General features: G+C 38.5%; 21 protein-coding genes and 1 pseudogene. 9 read left to right on the top strand and 13 right to left on the bottom strand.

Annotated features, from left to right (window positions below; translation table 11 throughout):
* Positions 1 to 143: 143 nt before the first annotated feature.
* Positions 144 to 863: a UDP-2,3-diacylglucosamine diphosphatase gene (locus tag F994_RS16465; RefSeq protein WP_004651764.1), complete on the top strand. Its 720-nt coding sequence runs from the start codon at positions 144 to 146 to the stop codon at positions 861 to 863.
* A gap of 8 nt (positions 864 to 871) precedes the next feature.
* On the opposite strand, the gene F994_RS17915 is transcribed toward F994_RS16465, so the two are convergent.
* The gene (locus tag F994_RS17915; protein WP_004651762.1) at positions 872 to 1,018 is read right to left on the bottom strand and encodes a hypothetical protein; all 147 of its coding nucleotides are present in this window, start codon (positions 1,016 to 1,018) and stop codon (positions 872 to 874) included.
* 229 nt (positions 1,019 to 1,247) lie between these two features.
* Here F994_RS17915 and nfsB point away from each other — a divergent pair, with 229 nt between their 5' ends.
* A complete protein-coding gene (gene nfsB / locus F994_RS16455; protein WP_004651761.1) occupies positions 1,248 to 1,901 on the top strand; it encodes an oxygen-insensitive NAD(P)H nitroreductase in 654 nt (217 codons plus the stop codon).
* Between the two features lie 308 nt (positions 1,902 to 2,209).
* Here the strand turns inward: nfsB and F994_RS16450 are convergent, their stop codons facing one another.
* The 4 genes from F994_RS16450 to F994_RS16435 all read right to left on the bottom strand — a co-directional run bounded on the left by F994_RS16450 (position 2,210) and on the right by F994_RS16435 (position 5,937).
* On the bottom strand, positions 2,210 to 3,073 hold the full coding sequence (locus F994_RS16450) for a DMT family transporter (RefSeq protein ID WP_004651759.1): 864 nt from the start codon (positions 3,071 to 3,073) through the stop codon (positions 2,210 to 2,212).
* 96 nt (positions 3,074 to 3,169) lie between these two features.
* On the bottom strand, positions 3,170 to 4,207 hold the full coding sequence (fba, locus tag F994_RS16445) for a class II fructose-bisphosphate aldolase (protein ID WP_004651758.1): 1,038 nt from the start codon (positions 4,205 to 4,207) through the stop codon (positions 3,170 to 3,172).
* Positions 4,208 to 4,329: 122 nt separating this feature from the next.
* Positions 4,330 to 4,602 (bottom strand): hypothetical protein, encoded by a 273-nt coding sequence (locus F994_RS16440; RefSeq protein ID WP_004651757.1) that lies wholly within the window; start codon positions 4,600 to 4,602, stop codon positions 4,330 to 4,332.
* A 147-nt stretch (positions 4,603 to 4,749) separates the two neighbouring features.
* The gene (locus F994_RS16435) at positions 4,750 to 5,937 is read right to left on the bottom strand and encodes a phosphoglycerate kinase (protein WP_004651756.1); all 1,188 of its coding nucleotides are present in this window, start codon (positions 5,935 to 5,937) and stop codon (positions 4,750 to 4,752) included.
* Between the two features lie 140 nt (positions 5,938 to 6,077).
* Here F994_RS16435 and F994_RS16430 point away from each other — a divergent pair, with 140 nt between their 5' ends.
* The 3 genes from F994_RS16430 to F994_RS16420 are packed head-to-tail and all read left to right on the top strand — an operon-like array spanning position 6,078 to position 8,239.
* Positions 6,078 to 6,461: a DUF2237 family protein gene (locus tag F994_RS16430; protein ID WP_034697413.1), complete on the top strand. Its 384-nt coding sequence runs from the start codon at positions 6,078 to 6,080 to the stop codon at positions 6,459 to 6,461.
* Entirely contained in the window at positions 6,461 to 7,054 is a 594-nt protein-coding gene (locus F994_RS16425; RefSeq protein ID WP_004651753.1) for a Maf family protein, read from the top strand. Before F994_RS16430 ends, F994_RS16425 begins: the two co-directional genes overlap by 1 nt.
* A 15-nt stretch (positions 7,055 to 7,069) precedes the next feature.
* Positions 7,070 to 8,239, top strand: a complete 1,170-nt coding sequence (locus F994_RS16420) for a ribosomal protein uL16 3-hydroxylase (protein ID WP_004651752.1) — start codon at positions 7,070 to 7,072, stop codon at positions 8,237 to 8,239.
* Positions 8,240 to 8,359: 120 nt separating this feature from the next.
* Here F994_RS16420 and F994_RS16415 read toward each other — a convergent pair whose 3' ends face one another.
* The 5 genes from F994_RS16415 to F994_RS16395 all read right to left on the bottom strand — a co-directional run bounded on the left by F994_RS16415 (position 8,360) and on the right by F994_RS16395 (position 13,155).
* Positions 8,360 to 10,240: a sensor histidine kinase gene (locus F994_RS16415; RefSeq protein ID WP_004651751.1), complete on the bottom strand. Its 1,881-nt coding sequence runs from the start codon at positions 10,238 to 10,240 to the stop codon at positions 8,360 to 8,362.
* Complete coding sequence (locus F994_RS16410) at positions 10,237 to 10,920, bottom strand: response regulator (RefSeq protein WP_004651750.1); 684 nt, start codon at positions 10,918 to 10,920, stop codon at positions 10,237 to 10,239. The genes F994_RS16415 and F994_RS16410 overlap by 4 nt, the downstream gene beginning before the upstream one ends.
* Positions 10,921 to 11,165: 245 nt before the next feature.
* Entirely contained in the window at positions 11,166 to 11,942 is a 777-nt protein-coding gene (locus F994_RS16405) for a glutathione S-transferase N-terminal domain-containing protein (protein ID WP_004651749.1), read from the bottom strand.
* A gap of 22 nt (positions 11,943 to 11,964) precedes the next feature.
* The gene (rraA, locus tag F994_RS16400; RefSeq protein WP_004651748.1) at positions 11,965 to 12,477 is read right to left on the bottom strand and encodes a ribonuclease E activity regulator RraA; all 513 of its coding nucleotides are present in this window, start codon (positions 12,475 to 12,477) and stop codon (positions 11,965 to 11,967) included.
* Positions 12,478 to 12,489: 12 nt separating this feature from the next.
* The gene (locus F994_RS16395; RefSeq protein WP_004651747.1) at positions 12,490 to 13,155 is read right to left on the bottom strand and encodes an NAD(P)H-binding protein; all 666 of its coding nucleotides are present in this window, start codon (positions 13,153 to 13,155) and stop codon (positions 12,490 to 12,492) included.
* A gap of 215 nt (positions 13,156 to 13,370) precedes the next feature.
* Between F994_RS16395 and rpsT the strand changes: the two genes are divergently transcribed.
* Positions 13,371 to 13,637, top strand: coding sequence for a 30S ribosomal protein S20 (gene rpsT / locus F994_RS16390; RefSeq protein ID WP_004651746.1), 267 nt, complete (start codon positions 13,371 to 13,373; stop codon positions 13,635 to 13,637).
* A 116-nt stretch (positions 13,638 to 13,753) separates the two neighbouring features.
* On the opposite strand, the pseudogene F994_RS16385 reads toward rpsT, so the two are convergent.
* The 3 genes and pseudogenes from F994_RS16385 to F994_RS16375 all read right to left on the bottom strand — a co-directional run bounded on the left by F994_RS16385 (position 13,754) and on the right by F994_RS16375 (position 18,596).
* Positions 13,754 to 16,539: pseudogene (locus F994_RS16385) on the bottom strand (M66 family metalloprotease).
* A 410-nt stretch (positions 16,540 to 16,949) separates the two neighbouring features.
* The gene (locus F994_RS16380) at positions 16,950 to 17,687 is read right to left on the bottom strand and encodes a histidine phosphatase family protein (RefSeq protein WP_004651743.1); all 738 of its coding nucleotides are present in this window, start codon (positions 17,685 to 17,687) and stop codon (positions 16,950 to 16,952) included.
* A 54-nt stretch (positions 17,688 to 17,741) separates the two neighbouring features.
* Positions 17,742 to 18,596: a 3'(2'),5'-bisphosphate nucleotidase CysQ family protein gene (locus tag F994_RS16375; protein WP_004651742.1), complete on the bottom strand. Its 855-nt coding sequence runs from the start codon at positions 18,594 to 18,596 to the stop codon at positions 17,742 to 17,744.
* Between the two features lie 13 nt (positions 18,597 to 18,609).
* On the opposite strand from F994_RS16375, the gene F994_RS16370 reads away from it, so the two are divergent.
* The 3 genes from F994_RS16370 (at position 18,610) to recA (ending at position 20,917) form a co-directional block, all read left to right on the top strand.
* A complete protein-coding gene (locus tag F994_RS16370) occupies positions 18,610 to 19,296 on the top strand; it encodes an HAD-IA family hydrolase (RefSeq protein ID WP_004651741.1) in 687 nt (228 codons plus the stop codon).
* Positions 19,289 to 19,729 (top strand): RNA-binding S4 domain-containing protein, encoded by a 441-nt coding sequence (locus F994_RS16365; protein WP_004651740.1) that lies wholly within the window; start codon positions 19,289 to 19,291, stop codon positions 19,727 to 19,729. The genes F994_RS16370 and F994_RS16365 overlap by 8 nt, the downstream gene beginning before the upstream one ends.
* A 144-nt stretch (positions 19,730 to 19,873) precedes the next feature.
* The gene (gene recA, locus F994_RS16360; protein WP_004651738.1) at positions 19,874 to 20,917 is read left to right on the top strand and encodes a recombinase RecA; all 1,044 of its coding nucleotides are present in this window, start codon (positions 19,874 to 19,876) and stop codon (positions 20,915 to 20,917) included.
* Positions 20,918 to 20,983: the final 66 nt, after the last annotated feature.

Below are 20,983 nucleotides of genomic sequence, written 5' to 3'. Positions count from 1 at the left end.
ACTCTCATTCAAATACGAGATTCTCCTCCCTTTAAAAAGGCAGGAACTTTCCGCCATAAAATAAAGGTTTATTCCTTTAATATAAAAGTTGGGAAGTCCCTCTTTCTCAAAGAGGGATTTAGGGAGATTTAAAAGGAATATAAGTGACCTATCTGTTTATCGCTGATTTACATTTGTCACCTGAACACCCTCGACTCGTTCGGGGTTTTTTGGATTTATTAGTACACTATCAAGATAAAAATACCCAACTCTATATTTTAGGTGATTGGTTTAATGCATGGATTGGTGATGACTACACTGCCCCATGGTTAGATGACGTTATTAAGGCCTTAAAACAGTTCAATCAAGCTGGTAATCAAATTTATTTCCAAGTCGGTAATCGTGATTTTGCTTTAGGTAAGCAATTTCTAAAACAATTTAACGGTATTTTATTGCCCGACGTCGATACTTTAAAAATAGGCAACATTCAAATACGCCTTGAACATGGCGATTTACTCTGTACCGATGATGTGTCCTATCAAAAATTTCGTAAGATTATTCGCAATCCACTGCTTTTAGGCTTTCTTAAAAGCATGCCGCTCAGTTTCCGTCAAAAATTGGCCAATGGCTTCCGTAAAAAAAGTACAGAAACCAAACAAGTAAAATCCTATGCCATTATGGATGTAAATCAACATGCCGTTGAACAATCACTTCAATCGGTGGATTTACTGATTCATGGACATACACATCGCCCTGAAATTCACCATGAATTTGGTAAGACTCGTATTGTTTTAGGTGATTGGCGTGAAAAAACATCTGAGGCAATGATTTTGGAAATAAATGAAAATGCGGAATGGCAATTCATTCAATTTAAAATACTTTAACAATATGATTATTTTTTATTCACCACAAAAGCATTGATTTCAACTGTATCAATGATCTGTTCAATAAATGCCCGCATATTTACAATATTCACCATCGGTAAGACCACAAGATTTTGCTCAAAAAAATATGTATTACAATCTAAATAATCATTCATTGTTTGAATCAATCTTACAGAATCATAAAAGTTAAATTCATAAATTTCTGTTTCAATTTCAACATCTAATCTAAAACAACCTTTTGCTTCAATTAATCATTCTATTTCATCAATATCATCTGGTAACAATATTTGATATTTTGCCATAAGCTTCCTCATTTTAAATTATTAGTTATGAATACATTATTTGCTATTATTAAATAGATAATCACTTAATTTGGTTTTAATCATGGATTTATTAAACATTTCAAAAACGCGTTATACAACAAAAGCCTATGATCCTATTCGAAAAATTCCGCAAGAACAAATTACCCGTTTATTAGAAATTTTACGTTTAACGCCATCTTCTATCAACATTCAACCTTGGCATTTCTTTATTGCTGATAATCAAGCGGCGAAAGAGCGTATCGCAAAGGCGTTGGTTGGAAAATATGCCTATAATGCACCTAAAGTTTTAGAGTCATCGCACACTATTTTATTTTGTACCAAGGCAGATATCAGCGAACAACATTTAGATAACTTGTTAACTCAAGATGATATCAGTGGTCGCTTTAAAGACTCAACTGCCAAACAAGGACAAAAAGATAGCCGTGCAGGTTATGTCAATTACTATCGAAATGAAAAAGGTGATATTCAGCGCTGGGCTGAAAATCAAACCTTTATCGCGCTGGGTCAAATCTTGTTAGCGGCAGGGATTGAAGGCATTGATGCAACGCCAATTGGTGGTTTTGATGAGCAAATCATTAATGATGAATTACAGTTAACCGAAAAAGGTTTAGTGCCTTCTGTATTACTGACACTTGGTTATCGTAGCGAAAATGATTTTAATGCAAAACTGCCAAAATCTCGTTTAAGTAAAGAAGAAATTTTCACTCAGCTCTAATTAAAAATTACTTACAATAAAAGGGGATATATTCCTCTTTTATGTCATTTCAGGACTTATTTTTTAAACATTATTCAGGTATATTTGCACAAAAATTACACGGTCGGACATCTTTATGCCAGTTGCCTCTAAAATGCCAATAAAATTCGAATGTACAAACTGTAATAAAATTTATATGCATCCATATCGAATAGATGCTTTTGCTTTTTATCCTGACTGCCCTGATTGCAACAAGGCTGGCTTACTTCTAGGCACAGCCGAGATCACAGATTTTATTAAATACCCAAGTACTTTTGCAAAAAATCTATTCAAACAGATAGCGCATAAGCTAAACAAATAACACTGGCTAAGCCCAACGTTAAACCTAGAGCAGTTATTGGTGTTAATTTTTCTTTAAAGATGATTAAGCCACTTAATGCACCAAATACAACCACAAGAATATTCATGCCTGCAAAGACAATTGCAGGTGTGTCTTTCAACAGCATATGTGCTTTAACGTAAAGTGCAATATTGGCAAAATTCAACAAACCCAATCCCATTCCAGCCAGTATATTTTTTCTATTACCAACGGTTTTGGTGGTCATAGCAATATAAGCCAATGACAATATAAAGGCACAAATAAACATTAAATTCAGTGCAACAGCAAACTGAAGCCCCAATCCAGTCGTATACTTTAACAACACATCAATTAAGGCATAGCCAAACCAAACCAATGCCAGATACAGCATGGCTTGCTTTGTCGATGACTGCCCTGTTTTATCTTGTTGATGAGAAAATAAAAGACTTAATACAGCGAACACACCTAAAACAATACCGATTATTTTGAGCGTATTGAACTGTTCCTGAAAAATAAAAAATGCCGCCAATAAGGACAATACCACGGACAAACGCTGGGCAATTTCAGTTTTCACAATACCAGCATATTGCAAAGACTTCGCTAAACATAAAAAAACACTCGGCAGTAAAATACCCAAAGCAATAATTAACCACCACGGCGTATTGATGATTGAAATATGCTGTAAATCTGGCTTAAACCAGAGGAAACACAGCACACTTGCAGAAGCGTAGTTCCATACAATCATTTGTAATACATCAAAACCTTGCGCTTTAGCGAGCTTTAAAAGAATTGAGACAATTACGCTACAGCATGCTGCGGCCAATATAAGTTCCATCTTTTGCCTTATTTTCCTTATTTATAATGGTTTAGGGTTAAATACAAAAAAGCCCACAATAGATGTGGGCTTTTGATTATAGATAATCTTTAGCGATTATTTATAACGATTGACCATTTTCTCTAAAGAAATTGGACGAATCTTGTCTGCATGACCCGCAGTACCAAATGATGTATAACGATCTACACAAATTTGTTTCATTGCATCAACAGTTGCAGCGAAGAATTTACGTGGATCAAATTCGCTTGGTTTTTCAGCCATCATACGGCGCATTGCACCCGTAGAAGCCAAACGTAAGTCAGTGTCGATATTAATTTTACGCACACCGTGTTTGATTGCTTCAACCAATTGTTCAACAGGAACACCATAAGTCTCTTTGATGTCGCCGCCAAATTCATTGATCACAGCCAACCATTCTTGTGGCACAGAGCTTGAACCGTGCATCACAAGATGTGTATTTGGCAATGCCGCATGAATTTCTTTAATGCGGTCAATGGCTAAAATATCACCTGTAGGTGGACGTGTAAATTTGTACGCACCGTGTGAAGTACCCACTGCAATTGCCAAAGCATCTACATTGGTATCCGCAACAAATTGAGTTGCTTCTTCAACTGAAGTTAACAGTTGTGAATGGTCAAGTACGCCTTCAGCGCCTACGCCATCTTCTTCACCAGCCATACCAGTTTCAAGGCTACCTAAACAGCCAATCTCACCTTCAACTGAAACGCCACATGCATGTGCCATCGCAACAGTACGACGAGTAACATCTACGTTATATTCGTATGAAGTTGGTGTTTTACCATCTGCACCGAGTGAACCATCCATCATTACTGATGAAAAGCCCAATTGGATAGAACGCTGACATACATCAGGATCTGTACCATGGTCTTGATGCATAACCACTGGAATATGTGGCCATTCTTCAATTGCAGCCAAAATTAAATGACGTAAGAACGGAGCGCCTGCATATTTACGAGCACCCGCAGATGCTTGAACAATAACAGGTGAATTCGTTTCATCTGCGGCTAACATAATTGCACGCATTTGTTCTAAATTGTTTACGTTAAATGCTGGTACGCCGTAGTTGTGTTCACCGGCGTGATCCAAGAGCTGGCGCAATGAAATAAGAGCCATAATGTCCTCCCAGGTAATGCCCCATATTCTACATGCTGATTGCTTTCAATTCAGCAAGAAAAAACACTATTTCAAAAAAAGTCCCTGCATTTGCAGGGACTTTTAAATAAAAAATGAAAAACTTAATGCGTTGTTGCGTTCGAAGCCGCTTCTTCAACCGCAGGTGTCGCTGCATCTGCATCGACATTCGAGACTGCCGCCGGTATATCTGTATTTTTTTCATCCAAAACAGGTTGATCAATTGAATCAATCACTGCTTGCTGTTCTGGTGTGACTTTTTCTTCTACTGCTACAGTTTCAGCTGTCTCATTTTTAGGTGCTTCATCTTTCTTCGCACAAGCCGTTAAAGCTAAAGGAGCAATCAGTAATGCTGCAAGTGTTAGTTTTAAGTTCATCCGATTTTCCTACCGCAGGAGATTTAATGAACATGATTTTATTGCAGTTATATTTCATTTTAATGACGAAAAAATGAATCAAAAACAAAAAAGGCTGATCATGAGATCAACCTTTTCATCAAACAGTCATCATGACATTGCTGTCAATTAGGCACGTTCAAGCAATACTGCAACGGCTGGAAGTGTTTTACCTTCGACAAATTCAAGGAAAGCACCACCGCCTGTAGAGATATAACCAATTCTATCCGCCACGGCATATTTGTCGATCGCAGCTAAAGTATCACCACCACCCGCGATAGAGAAACCTGCTGATTCAGCAATGGCTAAAGATAATGCTTTCGTCCCTTCACCGAATTGATCAACTTCAAATACGCCAACTGGGCCATTCCAAAGAATTGTTTTTGAGGTTTTAATAATTTCAGCAAATGCTTTTGCCGTTTCTGGACCAACGTCTAAAATCATATCGTTGTCAGTCACATCGGCAACGTTCTTAACCACGGCTGTTGCTTTTGCCAATGAACCCAAGAAATCAGCAAAGTCGATTTCCGCTGCATCAGCAACCACAACATCAGTTGGTAATGGTACTGAAACTTTTGCCGCAATCGCTTTAGCTGTGTCAATCAAATCTGTTTCACACAGTGATTTACCTACGTTGTAACCTGCCGCAGCAAGGAAAGTATTGGCAATACCACCACCAACAATAATTTGGTCACAAATTGTAGAAAGTGAAGTCAGCACATCAAGCTTAGTTGAAACTTTAGAACCGGCAACAATGGCAACCATTGGCGATTCAGGCGTTTTAAGCGCACGACCAAGTGCATCTAATTCAGCAGCAAGTAAAGGTCCTGCTGCTGCAACTGGTGCTAAACGAGCTACACCTTCAGTCGAAGCTTCTGCACGATGTGCTGTACCAAAAGCGTCCATGACAAACACGTCACAAAGTGCTGCATATTTTTCTGCAAGTTCAGGGTTGTTTTTCTTTTCACCATGATTGAAACGCACATTCTCAAGCAATACAACTTGACCCGCTGCAACCTCAACACCCGTTAAATAATCTTTCAATAATTGAACGTCTTGACCCAAAGCTTGAGTCAAATAAGCAGCAACTGGGGCTAAAGACTGTTCTGGTTTAGCTTCACCTTCAACGGGACGACCAAGGTGAGAACAAACCATTACCGCAGCGCCTTTTTCAATCGCTGCTTGAATAGTAGGAAGTGCAGCGCGTAAACGTGCATCACTTGTAATCTCACCATTTTTGACAGGTACGTTTAAATCTTCACGGATAAGAACGCGTTTACCTGTTAAATCGAGGTCAGTCATACGCTGAAAATTCATGTATAGCTCTCTTGATAGATATAAAAATCGCCCGATTTTAAATGATTATGCAGAAAAAGGTTAGCTTCTTTTGCATAAAAGCTGTCGAAAGGCAAACTTTTGATTATGATAGTCAAAAGCCACATCATGATTCGGAACACATGTCTATTCACCCAGATCCAAATATCAATCGCTTAAATGTTTTAGGCGAACCATTGGCAAGTTGTTGCTACTCTCCTATTACGGGATATTTTCGTAACGGTTTTTGTCATACAGCGACAACAGATCTAGGTCAGCATACAATGTGTGCACAAATGACCGCTGAGTTTCTTAACTTTTCGCAAAAAGTAGGTAATGACTTGATCACACCGTTACCAGAAGTCGATTTCCCGGGTTTAGAGCCGGGTGATTTTTGGTGTATTTGTGTGACCCGTTGGGTAGATGCTTACCAAGCTGGTATTGCTCCCCCTATTAAAATTCAAGCTTGCCATCAAGCAGTGCTCTCTTATGTTCCGCTTGATGTTCTTATGGAATATGCAGTGTAATGAATACATCTCAAATTATTTTGGCTTCCAGCAGTCAAACCCGTAAAGACTTAATGAATCGTCTTCGCATCGACTATCAAAGCATCGTGCCCGATATTGATGAATCTCCGCGCGGTGAAGATCATGCTGACCATTTAGCCAAACGACTGGCTTTTGAGAAAGCCAAAGTGATTTCAGAGCAGCATCCTGAAGCCATTGTGATTGGATCAGATCAAGTGGCATGGCGTGAAGGTGCACCCGATATTTTTATTGGAAAACCTTTGACTGTTGAAAAGGCAGTCAAACAACTGCAAGCCAACTCCGATAAAATCGTGTATTTCAGTACAGCATTAAGTGTACAACAACTGGCTACAGGCTTTGAGCAAACACTGGTTGAACACTACAAAGTTAAATTCCGTAAACTCGGACTGGCTGAAATTGAACGCTATATCGAAGTTGAACAACCGCTCATGTGTGCAGGAAGTTTCAAATGTGAAAGCTTAGGTATCAGCTTATTTGAGCAAATGAGTGGGCAAGATCAAACCACTCTCATGGGCATGCCGATGATTCAGCTGTGTCATATCCTGCGTCAGTTGAATATTTTAGTTCCTTAATTTTAGGCTGTATTTATGTCTCAACCTTTAGATATATTAGGCGGAATCACCGCTGAACAATTCCTTGCCGAATATTGGCAAAAAAAACCATTACTGGTACGTAATGCACTTCCAGAAATTGCGAATCTGTTAGAACCGAATGATGTGATGGAACTTGCACTAGATGAAAATATCACTGCGCGTTTAATCAAACAAAAAGATAAAGATCCAAACCAATGGTCAGTGAAATCATCGCCTTTAATAAAAGCCGATTTCCAAAAGATGCCGAAACTTTGGACATTACTGGTTCAAGCTGTTGATCATTACTCTTTTGATTTGGCCGAATTGTGGAAAAAATTCCCTTTTATTCCACAATGGCGCCGTGATGACATTATGGTGTCATATGCTCAAAAAGGCGGTTCAGTCGGTCAACATTTCGATTTTTACGATGTGTTTTTAGTTCAGGGTTATGGTCACCGTCGCTGGCAGTTGGGGCAAATGTGTGATGCAGAAAGCGAATTTGTTGCAGGTCAACCGTTAAAATTACTGCCAGAGATGGATGTTAATTTTGATGAAGTCCTGGCACCAGGTGACTTACTGTATGTCCCGCCGGGTCTATCGCACTATGGCGTTGCTGAAGATGAATGCCTGACCTACTCATTTGGCTTCCGTATGCCGAATGTGGCGGAAATGATGGATCGTGTGAGTGATAAATTTGCTGACGATCAATTGCTTAAAAACCCACTGACCGACATTATTCGTGACAAAATCAGCCCGATTGGTCAAATCAGTCAGGCTGAACTCGAGTATTTAAAAACAAAACTTTTAGCACAATTGCAAAATCCAACCGTGCTTGAAGATGCGCTTATGAGCCTAATGTCGGAACCTAAATATCCTGAAAATATTCCAGATGCTGAAGCAATTGGTACGGGTGATTTAGAGGAAGCGCTTGATTTAGGCTATTCACTTATCCTTGAGCCAGCATCGCGTCTACTCTATACCGAAGACGAAGATGAATTGCTGTTCTGGGCCAATGGTGAAGGTATTTGTATTTCAGATGCATTTGCACCCATTCTAAAACAAATTGCTGATGGTAATCCGGTATTACTTGACGAAAAACTTGATGATCCAGATATGCTGGAAGACATCGTAAACTTGTTAAATGAGTCAATTCTGATGTTATTGCCTGCGGCAGATTCAGAATAATCCAATAATAAGGGGGAAGTTCACATTAGATGACTTCCCCCTTGTCTTCTAGAAGAAAAAATTCGTACTTAACCCTGATTGCATAGAAATCAACAAGTAAATCAATTATAAAACAAACACTTACTTTATTTTAATAATCGCTTGTATTCTCGTACAGCCCGCAACAGACGACAATTTAAGCTCGGCATTGATTCGCTCTAAACGCATTTTCATACTGCGCATACCAACACTTAGCCCTTGCTGCTCCACACAATTGGTATCAAAACCCACACCATCATCTTGCACAATCAAACTTAATTCATTTTCAAATAAATAAACCATCGATACTGTTACATTTTTTGCCTGACTGTGTTTAATAATATTGGTTAAACTTTCCTCTAACACACGAATTAAGGTTAGACATTGCAAAGCCGTAGGAACCGCTTGCCACTCACGAGGAAAGGTCCATTTAGATGAAATCTCGAGTTCATCCATCAGCTGACTAAAACGGTGCCGCACTGGAGCAACCCACATAATGGGACTGACTGGAATCTTATTATCTACAGATGATCCACTATCAATAATTTGTCTTAAATCATCTCTGAGTAATTTAAGCATCGATAAAAACTGCTTATTTGGAATATTGTGTGTACTTTGATCGACTAAAATCATAGAACGAACCAATGAAGAACCTAAGCCATCATGTAAATCATGGGATAAGCGTATTCTTTCTTGTAACCTCACATTTTCAATTTCTAATTGATGTTTTTCATTTAAACTTGAACTTAAGTCATCGCCCACTTGCTTAACCTTAACTTCTAATTCCGCATTAAATGCTTCTACTTTTTTTATATTGCGAACCAACCTCAACCCCAATATCATCACCACAAAGAAAGTAATAATCGGGGCACTATACGGCAATAAAGATTGGGTGTTGGACATGGATTCCGATGATAATACTATAATATCCAGTACAGCAAAAATAACGATTCCTGTTAGGCTAATCGCTAAAAAAATATACTCCATGCTTCTCAATTTAACCGCTTGATAGCTTAAATACAGATAAGTGAGAAAAAACAAACTGACATAGCTTAAAAATATCAGTGGGAAAATAAAACGAACAGCATGTTGTGGCGTCAGAAAGATACCGATGATGATAAACACGCTCATCAGAGCAATCGCTCTTTCCATTTTAACGAAATGTGTTTGGATAAATCTGAGTAAATAAATACAAAAACTCAAGATATACAGAATAAAAAAAACTAAATTGGCTTGGGTTGCCATTAAGCTGCTTGAATAAGGCCATGTTTCTGTAATAAGCACATTAGAAATAAACAACACCCACAACAATGAACTTAATGCGAACCAGCCAAAGGTTGTTTCCTTGGGTCTTAATAACCAAATAACAAAACAGATAATGCCAAAAGTGATAGATAAAATAATATTAATTTCAAATAAAGTTCTAGAATTCCATATTTTTGTTTGATGCAGCTGATAATTTTTTTGTACATTATTAAAGGAAATTTCGCCCAACCCTGCAGATTGAAAAGCGAACCCATTTACATAAATTAAAATTTCATTTTGATCGGACCTTAATCCTGATGCAGGTAAGAGCCAATAACGTGGCATGTTCCAACTTTTTGACAACGGTTCTTGCAGGTTTTGGTCTTGCCAAAGTAAATCACCATTTAAAAAAATAGCACCCGCAGAATTAATATAATCAACTGCAAATGCGATGGGTTCCGCAAGCCTCGTATTCTCTTGGCATAATAATTTCCACTGAATTTTATACCAAGCACTTCCGCTATAATCTTGCCAATGCTTCGTCCAATTATCCGGTAATTGTACTGGCTGCCATCCATGCTGAGGTAAAACCGTTTTTGATGGTGTTTTCACGGCAGAGATAGACGTTATATGCACTGAGCATTGGCTATTAATACTTTGTTCTATTTCTGCATAACTGATTCTGCTGACGAAACAGAGTAAAAAAATAGCCAAGAAATGCAAAATGGAATGGTTCATAAAATCCCTAAGGATCTCGCAGTACTTACAGCCTTTGTTCTTTTCGTGACCGATAGTTTTCGATAAATATGTTTAATGTGACTTTCAACAGTATATTTAGAAACAAATAACTGTTCTGCTATTTCTTTATTACTCATCCCCTGAGCCACCAAGTCGAGGATTTCTGTCTCACGATTGGTTAAATGCGCCACGTCAGAATCTAAAGTTTTATTATCCTTTGACCCTATAATGACTGAAGCTGAAATCTGCTTTAAAATTTCTTGTGCAATAAAAGGATCTATCGGTGCGCCACCACGCAAAATACTCCGAATAGATAACAAAACTTCAGCATCATCACGTTCTTTCAAGACATAACCTGTCGCACCCGCTTTGATTGCTGAAAATAAACTCTCTTGGGTACTCCATGCTGAAATTACCAAAATGAGGGCGCTACTATCTTGCGCACGCAGCTTTTCAATTAGTTCGATCCCATTTCCATCAGGAAGCCCTAAATCAACCAATGCCAAGGAAATATGCTGCTGTTCGATGTGTAAAAATGCTTCTTTCAGATTCTTAGCAAAAATGAGTCCATCATTGTCATAACCCAATTCTGCCAATATATTTCTTAATCGTTCTTGAATGAGACTTTCATCCTCAACAATTAAAACGGGTACGGGTAAAATCGTTTCTAATCCTGACACAAACTATCCCCTTTTATGACTGTTCAATATAACGACAAACACAATGAAAAGAATATCCCTAAAACCAAGGAGTTTGTTGATTTTTTACTGATCATTAAAATTATATTTTAGTCTTTCTCAGCGCTATCATTTCAATTTGGCACGATAAAATAAAAAGTGCTTGGAATCTAATCCAAGTATCCATAGATCAATAGCGCTGTAAAGAAACAACGAAATGCGCTGTTTCTTTATTCCAACTTCAGCGTTTAGCCATATTGTTTTTTCAAATATTTGACAATCTCTGCTGACTCAAACATCTTCACATCCGTATTACGGTCAACCAAATATGGAACTTGAATATCGCGCCCCATAATTTCAATCACTTTCTCACGCTTACCGCCTTTTAATGGTTGATATTTCCCCGGTTTTAAACGTAATACTGCTGGCCCCATATCTTGCCAGCGCTCTTTAGGCACATTATGAAACTTAAAAGGTAATTCCAGTTCAGTTAATACACCACGCACAATTCGGGTAAATGGACTCGCTTCAAAACCCCATAATTCTAGCAGTTGCTCAGGTGCTTCCCGATCAATAATTTTTTGATTAATCCAAACCCCACGTGCACCATTAATCAAAGTCCCCGCAAAGGCAACGACAGGATATTGAGGATAGTCTGAATATTTCTTTGGCGTCTTACCGCTTTTACCGTAATGCTTAAATAGATAATCGATAATGTCTTTCGACTCATACATCTCGACTCCCGTATTTTCATCCATTAAAAATGGAAAGCGTAATTTCCCACCTTTTTCTTTTACAATTTTACGATATTTTGCCCCGCCTTTTGGACATGGATAGACTTCGTAATCTAAATTTAATAAGGTCAATACTTCCCGTACACGACGACAAAATGGTGAACCTTCAAACTCATAAAGTTTGAGTGATTTTTCAGGCTGCTTGGGAAAAGCTGTGCCACTCACGCCACGCCCACCTGCGGTCAATGTTGAAGCTAAAGCTTGTACTACTTTAAGTTGATGATTCACCATTTTTATCCTTATTGAATTTTCGTTATAAATCGACTAATTTTTCTTTTGCAATCACGATTCCATTGTTATCGGCATAAATATAATCGCCAGAATTGATGGTCACACCACCAAAATACAAAGTTAAATCGACTTCGCCAATGCCTTTACGCTGACTTTTTTGAGGAATTGCAGCCAATGCATGCACACCTAAATCTAATTCAGCAATTGCATCAACATCGCGTACACAGCCATAAATTACCACACCATTCCAGTGATTTTTCACTGCTGACTCTGCAATCATATCGCCCATTAAAGCACAGCGCATTGAAGCACCACCATCAACGACAAGCACTTTATTTGTACCATCCGTTGCCAATAATTCTTTAACACGTGAATTGTCTTCAAAGCATTTTACCGTCACCACCTGACCGCCAAAATTTTTACGCGCCCCATAACTTTTAAAGAATTTACCATCCATCGATGGTGTAACCACTTGAAGATCTTTCTCTGGATGATCATCCAATAAATCGCAAGTTACGAATGCTACATTAGACACTTTTTATCTCCCTTATTTGCACGTTTGTATGCGTAAATTATCATAAATTTCAAACTTATCTGTTTGAGTTCGCGCTGCATCGACCATAGTATGAGCCACTTGCTCTGCTGTCACTGGCTTATATTTGAATGTATTCGGAACCAAATGCGAAAATTTTCGATATAGCTTTTGAGTCGCATCCTCCAAAGTTCGTTGTTCTTGGCGTTCACCTAATAATAATGACGGACGTAAGATTGATACACAGTTAAGATTTAAACTTTGAATATGATTTTCTAGTTCACCTTTCACTTTGTTATAGAAAAATTTTGACTGCACATTGGCACCCATCGCACTAATCAGTAAGTAATGGGTATCTGTTGATTCAAATAAATCGGCAAAATGTGCATTCATTTCATAATCAACGTTATAAAATTTTTGCTTAGACCCTGCTTTTTTCAGCGTTGTGCCCAAACAACTAAATGCATGGCTATAACCATTCACATCTTCATCATTCAACAACAGAAAATCATCTAAAATAAATTGTTGTACTTTTTCTAAAGATTTAAGCTCTATATCTTCATGCCGAACAACGGCTGTGATTTTCTCACAACTCTCAATCTGATTAAGTTGTTTTAGCAGTTCACGCCCCACTAAACCTGTTGCTCCAATCACAATTGCACTTTTAATTGATTTAGTCATTTTTTAAACAATCTCTAGAGGTTATTACTAATCTAACGGTTTCTTTGGAATTTTTATGCATCTAAAATGTTGTCAAAGCAAGTCAAGACTTGACTTAACGTCATAGTTTAATCACAATATGGCACTTGTTTACGGGCTGGTGATAATTCTTCTGATGAAGGTTTTCAGTTGCAATTTCAGCCCGCCCAGACCAATCTATTTCAAGGAGTGCACGAGTGGCAAACTCTGCTCAAGCTAAAAAACGTGCCCGTCAAAACGTTAAAGCACGCAAACACAACGCTAGCTTACGTTCAATGGTTCGTACTTATTTAAAACGTACAGTAGCTGCTATTGCTGCTGGTGACTATGCTACTGCTGCAGCAGCATACAAAACTGCTGTACCAGTAATTGACCGTATGGCTGATAAAGGCATCATCCATAAAAACAAAGCTGCTCGTCATAAGAGCCGTTTAAATGCACAAATTAAAGCTTTAGCTAACTAATTTATGCATGTGAAAGAAGCCCTTTTTAGGGCTTTTTTTGTGTCTATTCATTTTCATATCATAAAAATAAGCCCTATATAGGGCTTATTTTATTTACTTAACACTTTACAGTGTAATTATTTTGCTAAAATTTTCGATACCAAGGGTAAATTTTTACTATTCGACATCGCTAAAATTAGACTGTGACTTTGTGGCATAAGACTCCATTTCTGGTTATTACCGCCACCACAACCATACATAATAATTTCACCGCGCCCATCAGCACTTGGTGTACCACCACCACTCAAGTCTAAACAGCTCTTCCCTTGACGCAGTTGTTGTGTATCACCATTTACAGCGGCTTCCCACACTTGACTCTGTACATCATTACTACATACAGAAAGTGTTCTAGCATTGGTTAAACATAAGTTTGGATATTGTTGACTGTGAATTTTACCAATTGCATCATGAACCCATAACGTCGATGCTTCACCCGTACAACCATTTTTCCCACTCATATAAACATTCAATACTCCTGTATCAAGCTTTTCTACTTTAAGACAGCTATTGCCCATTTTGGCATGACCAACATGCTTGCATTGGCAAATGGAATATCATTCTTCAAGCCAAGACTATCAACAAATTTATGAAATGCTTCTAATGCTTCAGTATTACCATTACTAAGGTCGTTATAATAAACATTGACCCAACGATTCAAACGGTAAATTTTAATTTGTTGCTGGGTATAACGTACCATTTCAGTTTGAGCATCTGGAGAAAACTCATCTTTAAAGCGACGATAAGAATCATAGAGCAGTCTAAATGTCGGCGATAGATTAACGATTTCCTTACCCTTATTTTGCAACAAGGCTTGTTCCAACTCTGGCATTTCAACACGTTTTAAAGCGGAATAACCATCTTCCTGACCAATACTCACATACGGTGGCATAACATCAGTACTGACAGGAATTGTCATACTTGAAAGTTTAACTGCTTGCTCATTGGCTTTTTGACAATATAAATCAACCGCTTGAGGTTGCTCACTTTGTGCTAAATTAATATGAAACTTATTCACTACAGCCAAATTTTTAGGATCAAGGTTAGGATTCATTCGCTGTGATGCTAGTGCAATATTTTGCACACCACTGGCAGACTGCACCTTTAACCAACAACTCGCAGCTGTACCGCTCGTATTGGCTTGCGGCAAATCAAACACATTCCCCCAGTTCCCACGTGCCGCAGGATAAATTAAACCCGACTGATTAACGGGATCATATCCACCCACAATGGTATATACAGGTACACTAAATAAACGCGGCTTTAAATAATTTCCATTCGCACTGTTATACCAAACATTATTCGATTTCGTAGGTACTTTAGGCTGCGACACTTCCATCATTCGCGTTGTTTTATTCCACTTTTTATAACCCGTGGCAGAGTCTTCGGCCCAAACATCACAATCAAACGCAGGCTGAATTTTTTGTTGTGTACTGTATCCAGTATAGTGGGTATAACGTGAAATCGAGCTGGCTGTCGCACCACCCGACATGGCATCCCAACCATATGCATATTTACCGAGGAAGTTTGGCACACCATTTGTACCATCACCCAAATTGGTCGTTCTCCAATTTAAATTTCCGCGCATTTTATTTCTAAAGGCAATATAGCCCCAACCACTATCAGCATGATGTGCGGCCCAGAAATAATTGGTTATGGTATCACTGATCTTAACCGAACCTGGATAGTGCCCTAAACCATAATGATGGCCAATCTCATGACTAAACTCATTTCCAACTGAATCATATAAAGTCAGAATACCATTACCTCCACTTAACCCATGAACATACTCACCTTTATTGGACTCACCTTTATCATTGATCTCTTCATTAATGTATTTACCACGGGCATGATGAATAACAACACTTTGGGTTACTTGTGGTTGTTCCTGACTCTGCATAGATGAACTGGTTACACCCCAGTTTGCAAGGTTAATGCCCGTACTAAAGGTGGATTTAGCTGTATTTTCACGCATGTCACCACCATATACACCACCATTGTCTAAACTTACTGAATCATAAATGACACCACTTGCCACCATTACTTTATCAAGCTTCATATCTTCATATTTACTGACAATCATGCGTGCTGCTGGAATGGTCTGAAAATAATCCGTGCCTGCTTTCTCAGGTTCAAGCAACATGTAATGACCCGTTGACTTAGGTGGATCTGTCAACAAACCCAATCGAATACTTTGAACAACCAACTCTCCCGGTGCTGCAAAATCAATGTCTTCTGAGCGTAAATCACCATTTTTTTTGTTTACAGGATCAACAATACGAATAGATAAACCCGGACGAACCTCATTCCATGTTAATGCTGCTGACCAAGCACGTTTTGAAAATTGTACTCGTGGTCGGTCATCAGCATTGGACTGATCTGACAATGCAATTTGTAAAGGATCATTCAAGTTGACTGTTCTAAGCAATCGATTATCCTGATAGATTTCAGCAGTCAACTGAGCCACCTTACTCATATCCTCAGTTGGAGTCACCAGTAAAAGAGCTTCCTTTTCACTGGTTAAGCGAGGCATATTTTTCGCTTCATTACCTTTTGGATCAACAACATGACTCTGTGCAAACTGAATCATTGCATTGAAATTACCTGACAAATCATTACGAATTAAACGTAGCTGACCATTTGATTCACAATCATTAAAACCAAGAACACTTGCATCAACAACATCATTAGATGGTTCGACATAATCATGAGTAACAGGTAGTTGTAATTTATAATTTTCACATGAATTATCAACTTCCTGAACTGTATTTGAAGCTCCTCCTTCATAACTACCACCACCCCCACCACATGCCATAAGCATTATAGATAAAGTACACACAGTTAAATATTTAAACTGTAGTTGCATCACATTCCCACCCCAATAGCACCACGACCTCTCCAAAAAGAAAAATTATGTGAGCATATTAAAATTATATTAATCAATACCTTACAAAAACAAATAATATATTAAACTAACAGGAACAGCCATTAGAAAATATGCAAAAGACCGCGCTAAATCTTTGTATTTCCTTGCGTTCTGTTTGGTTTTTTCAAAAAAATGAGTGTGTGTTAGAACATTTATTTACATGAAATAGGTGAATTTATGGATGAATTTTTTTAAAATGTCGGTGTATATAACACTCATTTCAATTTAGTTATTATTGCTATAGACCAAATACTTACAATTGAGAAAAATAAAAGACAGTTATAATTTCTTAAAAACTTGCTTGGTGATTTTTTAGGTCAATTCATTTTTTCTTTTTATTCACATCTATTTTATTTTTCTAATTTTTGAAACTCACGTATTGACAACTCATTCAATTCACCACGCCAAATCCATTTTAGTTTCGACTCTAAGAACTCATCACCTTCAAACCAGACAAACAGACCTTCCATCATTCTAGGCCAATCTTCCTGACTCACGGTATTACGCCCAGAAATCACTGCAATAATGGCGGCTAAAATGGTATCGTGACTCACCGCCAGACTTAAACCAAAATTATCTTGTGGGTGCGTGTTATAAATCAGTTCTAATACATCCACAACACCAGAAATTGGATGTTTCATGCCCGGCAACGCATTTTTCACAAAACTATTAATAAAGCCCAGTGCACCTTGTTTTTGAAAATAAGGACCAGCCTGCTTAATATCCAGTACGAAACTTCCCGGTTCGACCAGCAAACCTTGCTCGACAATCTCAATACAATGGGTATTTTGCGCCAGCGTACTAGAATCAGCACCTTGAATCATTAAAGCAGCGGTATCGACACAGCGTTGTATCGGACTTGAAATACAGTGCTGAATACTTCGGTCTGTATGATCAATTAAATAGGTTCCCCACGCCTGCGCCAAATCACGACCTTGCGAGGTTAACTGTAAATCATAGCCAGCCAAACCCTGCCCAGCCACTACTTCACGAATAGAATGACGAGTAAATAAAGTGACAGGTGTTTTTGCATCGGGCAATAAATCAATTGCCTTCAACATACTTATCGGGAGCAGCTCTAACGCCATGATCCAGCCAAAATAAACATGGTTCGGCACACTATAGCATGTTAAACCATCAGCTCAAGGTCTGTTTGCCATAAGTTCTAGGGCTTGAAATGCCAATTCTTTCATATCCATATTCCGAAATGCAATAAAGCCCCCATTTAACAAGCTCTCCCGTTGATTATATAAAAAAGGGCGTCCTTTTAAATCAACCACTCCCCCCCCTATACGCTCAACCAAACATTGACCTGCACTGGTATCCCATTCACTGGTGGGATGAAAGCGGGGGTAAATATCGACTTTACCCTCAAGGATCATGCAAAATTTGTAAGCACTTCCTGCTTTAAACTCAGCAATACTCACCTTTCGTTTTAATATTGCTAAGTATTCAGCATATTTAGGTTTATCTTGACTACTTTGACTTAAGCCAATTCGAATTTCTGTCGATGGCTGATCTTGCACATATTCCTGCCATAGACCCGTTTGAATCTCAAATTTTAAAGGCAAACCTTGTTTTGGGCAGATATAAATCGTTTGCTCACCTGGAATGGCCAATATAGCAAAAGTGGTATATGCCCCTTCCACCAAACTTAAGTTAATTGTAAATTCAGGTCGTTTATGTAGAAATTCTTTCGTCCCATCTAAAGGATCAAGCAACCAAAAACTTTGCCATTGCTTACGTTCTGTATTATCCCCTTCTTCTGACAATACGGGGATATCTGAGAAATTTTTCTGCAATGCTGTGGTGATAAATTCATTCACCCGATAATCCGCTTGGGTTACAGGTGAATTGTCACTTTTTCTCTCAACATCAAAGGCGACACCTGCACAATATGCTTGATATTCTGCTCGCAAAATTTCACATGCCTGTGTCACAATGGGAACCAACTGTAAAATCAAAGCATCTTGTGGTGCTGTTGTTGTTTTAAACATAGATTACCTTTATATGTCGAATTACTCAGAAAAACCGACCATTATCTTTGATATGGACGGTACGCTCCTTGATCTTGCTTATGATGATTTCATTTGGAATCATCAACTTCCACTTCGATATGCTGCCACACATGGTTGCACACTGGAACAAAGCACCCAAGCCCTATTTCAGTTTTATCAAGAACATAATCATACCCTAAATTGGTATTCGACTCGTTTTTGGAGCTCAAAAGTAGGCGTCGATACGCTTGCATTGCAACAAGAATTTAAACATAACGTTGCTTTACGTGCCGGCTGTTTGGAATTGCTCGATTATTTAAAATCAAATGGTTATTCCTGCTGGATTGCAACCAATGCCGATTGTGAGGGTTTAAAGTTTAAACTTGAACAAACCCAAATAGCGCATTATTTTGATGTGATTATCAGTAGTGAAAGTATCGGCTATGCCAAAGAATATCCTGAATTTTGGCAACAGTTACATGCATTACATCCCTTCCAAATCAATCAAGCCTATTTTATTGATGACACAGAAAAAGTCCTCAATGGCGCAGAAAAATTTGGTCTTCAGCATTTGATTACCATTGCTCAGCCCTCATCTAAAGGACAGATAAGATCTGAAAGCCCTTATCCGATTTTAAATCATTTAACTGACTTCATTGCAATATTGGAACAAGCTGAGGATCTGAAAAAATATGCCTAATCTCTCTCAACAAAACAACGTTGAAAGTATGCGTGTTGATAAATGGCTTTGGGCTGCACGTTTTTTTAAAACACGCTCAATCTCGAAGGCTGCCATTGAAGGTGGTAAGGTTCATCATAATAGTGAACGGGTGAAAGTATCGAAAGAAATTCGTGTTGGCATGGAACTGACCATTCAACAAGGTTTCGACCGAAAAACGATTGTGATCAAAGCATTGTCGGCTATACGCGGTGCAGCACCGATTGCGCAACAACTTTATGCAGAAACTGACGTCAGTATTGCACGACGAGAGTTGCTTGCAACACAAAGAAAGTTGCATAATCTAGCCCGACCTGAACATCGACCTAGTAAAAAAGATCGACGACAAATCAGTAAATTTAAACAAGACAATAATCAGCAGTCTGACCAAAGCTGGTCTTATAATGATGATTAATTTAAGCGTCATATTCTGTCGCACTAGACTGAATTGATATAGAACATAAAGAATCAATCTGTCACTATACTTGAGTGGAACACGTTTAAAAGTAACTCATCCACTTAAGTTAATATTTTTGTGACATCGTTTTGAGGTTGTGAGATGGATGATAATAAAAGTAAGGCGCTTAATGCTGCCCTAAGCCAAATTGAAAAACAATTTGGTAAAAATACCGTAATGCGTCTTGGTGATAATACCGTATTGGCCGTTGAAGCGGTCTCTACAGGTTCTTTAACACTAGACATTGCACTTGGTATTGGTGGCTTACCAAAAGGTCGTATCGTTGAAATTTACGGTCCTGAATCTTCTGGTAAAACCACAATGACATTGCAAGCCATTGCACAATGTCAAAAAGCCGGTGGTACTTGTGCCTTTATTGATGCAGAACATGCACTCGATCCTCAGTATGCACGTAAGCTTGGTGTCGACTTGGATAACCTTTTGGTTTCTCAACCAGACCACGGTGAACAAGCCCTTGAAATTGCAGACATGTTAGTCCGCTCTGGTGCTATTGACATGATCGTTGTCGATTCCGTGGCCGCACTGACACCTCGCGCTGAAATTGAAGGTGAAATGGGCGACTCACATATGGGCTTACAAGCACGTTTGATGAGTCAAGCATTACGTAAAATTACCGGTAATGCAAAACGCTCAAACTGTATGGTGATCTTCATTAACCAAATCCGTATGAAGATTGGTGTCATGTTTGGTAGCCCTGAGACCACAACGGGTGGTAATGCACTCAAATTCTACGCTTCTGTACGTTTGGATATCCGTCGTATTGGTCAAGTGAAAGAAGGCGATGAAATTGTCGGTTCAGAAACCCGCGTTAAAGTCGTAAAAAATAAAATGGCACCTCCTTTTAAGGAAGCGTTATTCCAAATTTTATATGGCAAAGGCGTGAATCAACTGGGTGAACTGGTTGACCTTGCTGTTGCGCAAGAACTGGTACAAAAAGCAGGTGCTTGGTATTCATATCAAGGCAATAAAATTGGGCAAGGTAAAAACAACGTGATCCGTCATTTAGAGGAAAATCCTCAAATTGCACAAGAGCTTGATCGCCTGATTCGTGAAAAATTGTTGACACCAACGACCATGCCTATTGAAGAAAAAGATGAAGTAGAACCAGACTTTCTAGATGCTTAAAACAGAAATTTGTTTTCAAGCTATATAAGTCTTAAACTGTAAAACGCCCTACGGGGCGTTTTTTAT

Origin of the sequence: Acinetobacter bohemicus ANC 3994, assembly GCF_000367925.1 — a bacterium.
GTDB classification, from domain to species: domain Bacteria; phylum Pseudomonadota; class Gammaproteobacteria; order Pseudomonadales; family Moraxellaceae; genus Acinetobacter; species Acinetobacter bohemicus.
Note: the sequence above shows the minus strand (reverse complement) of the source record. Positions and strands in the feature narration are given on the sequence as shown.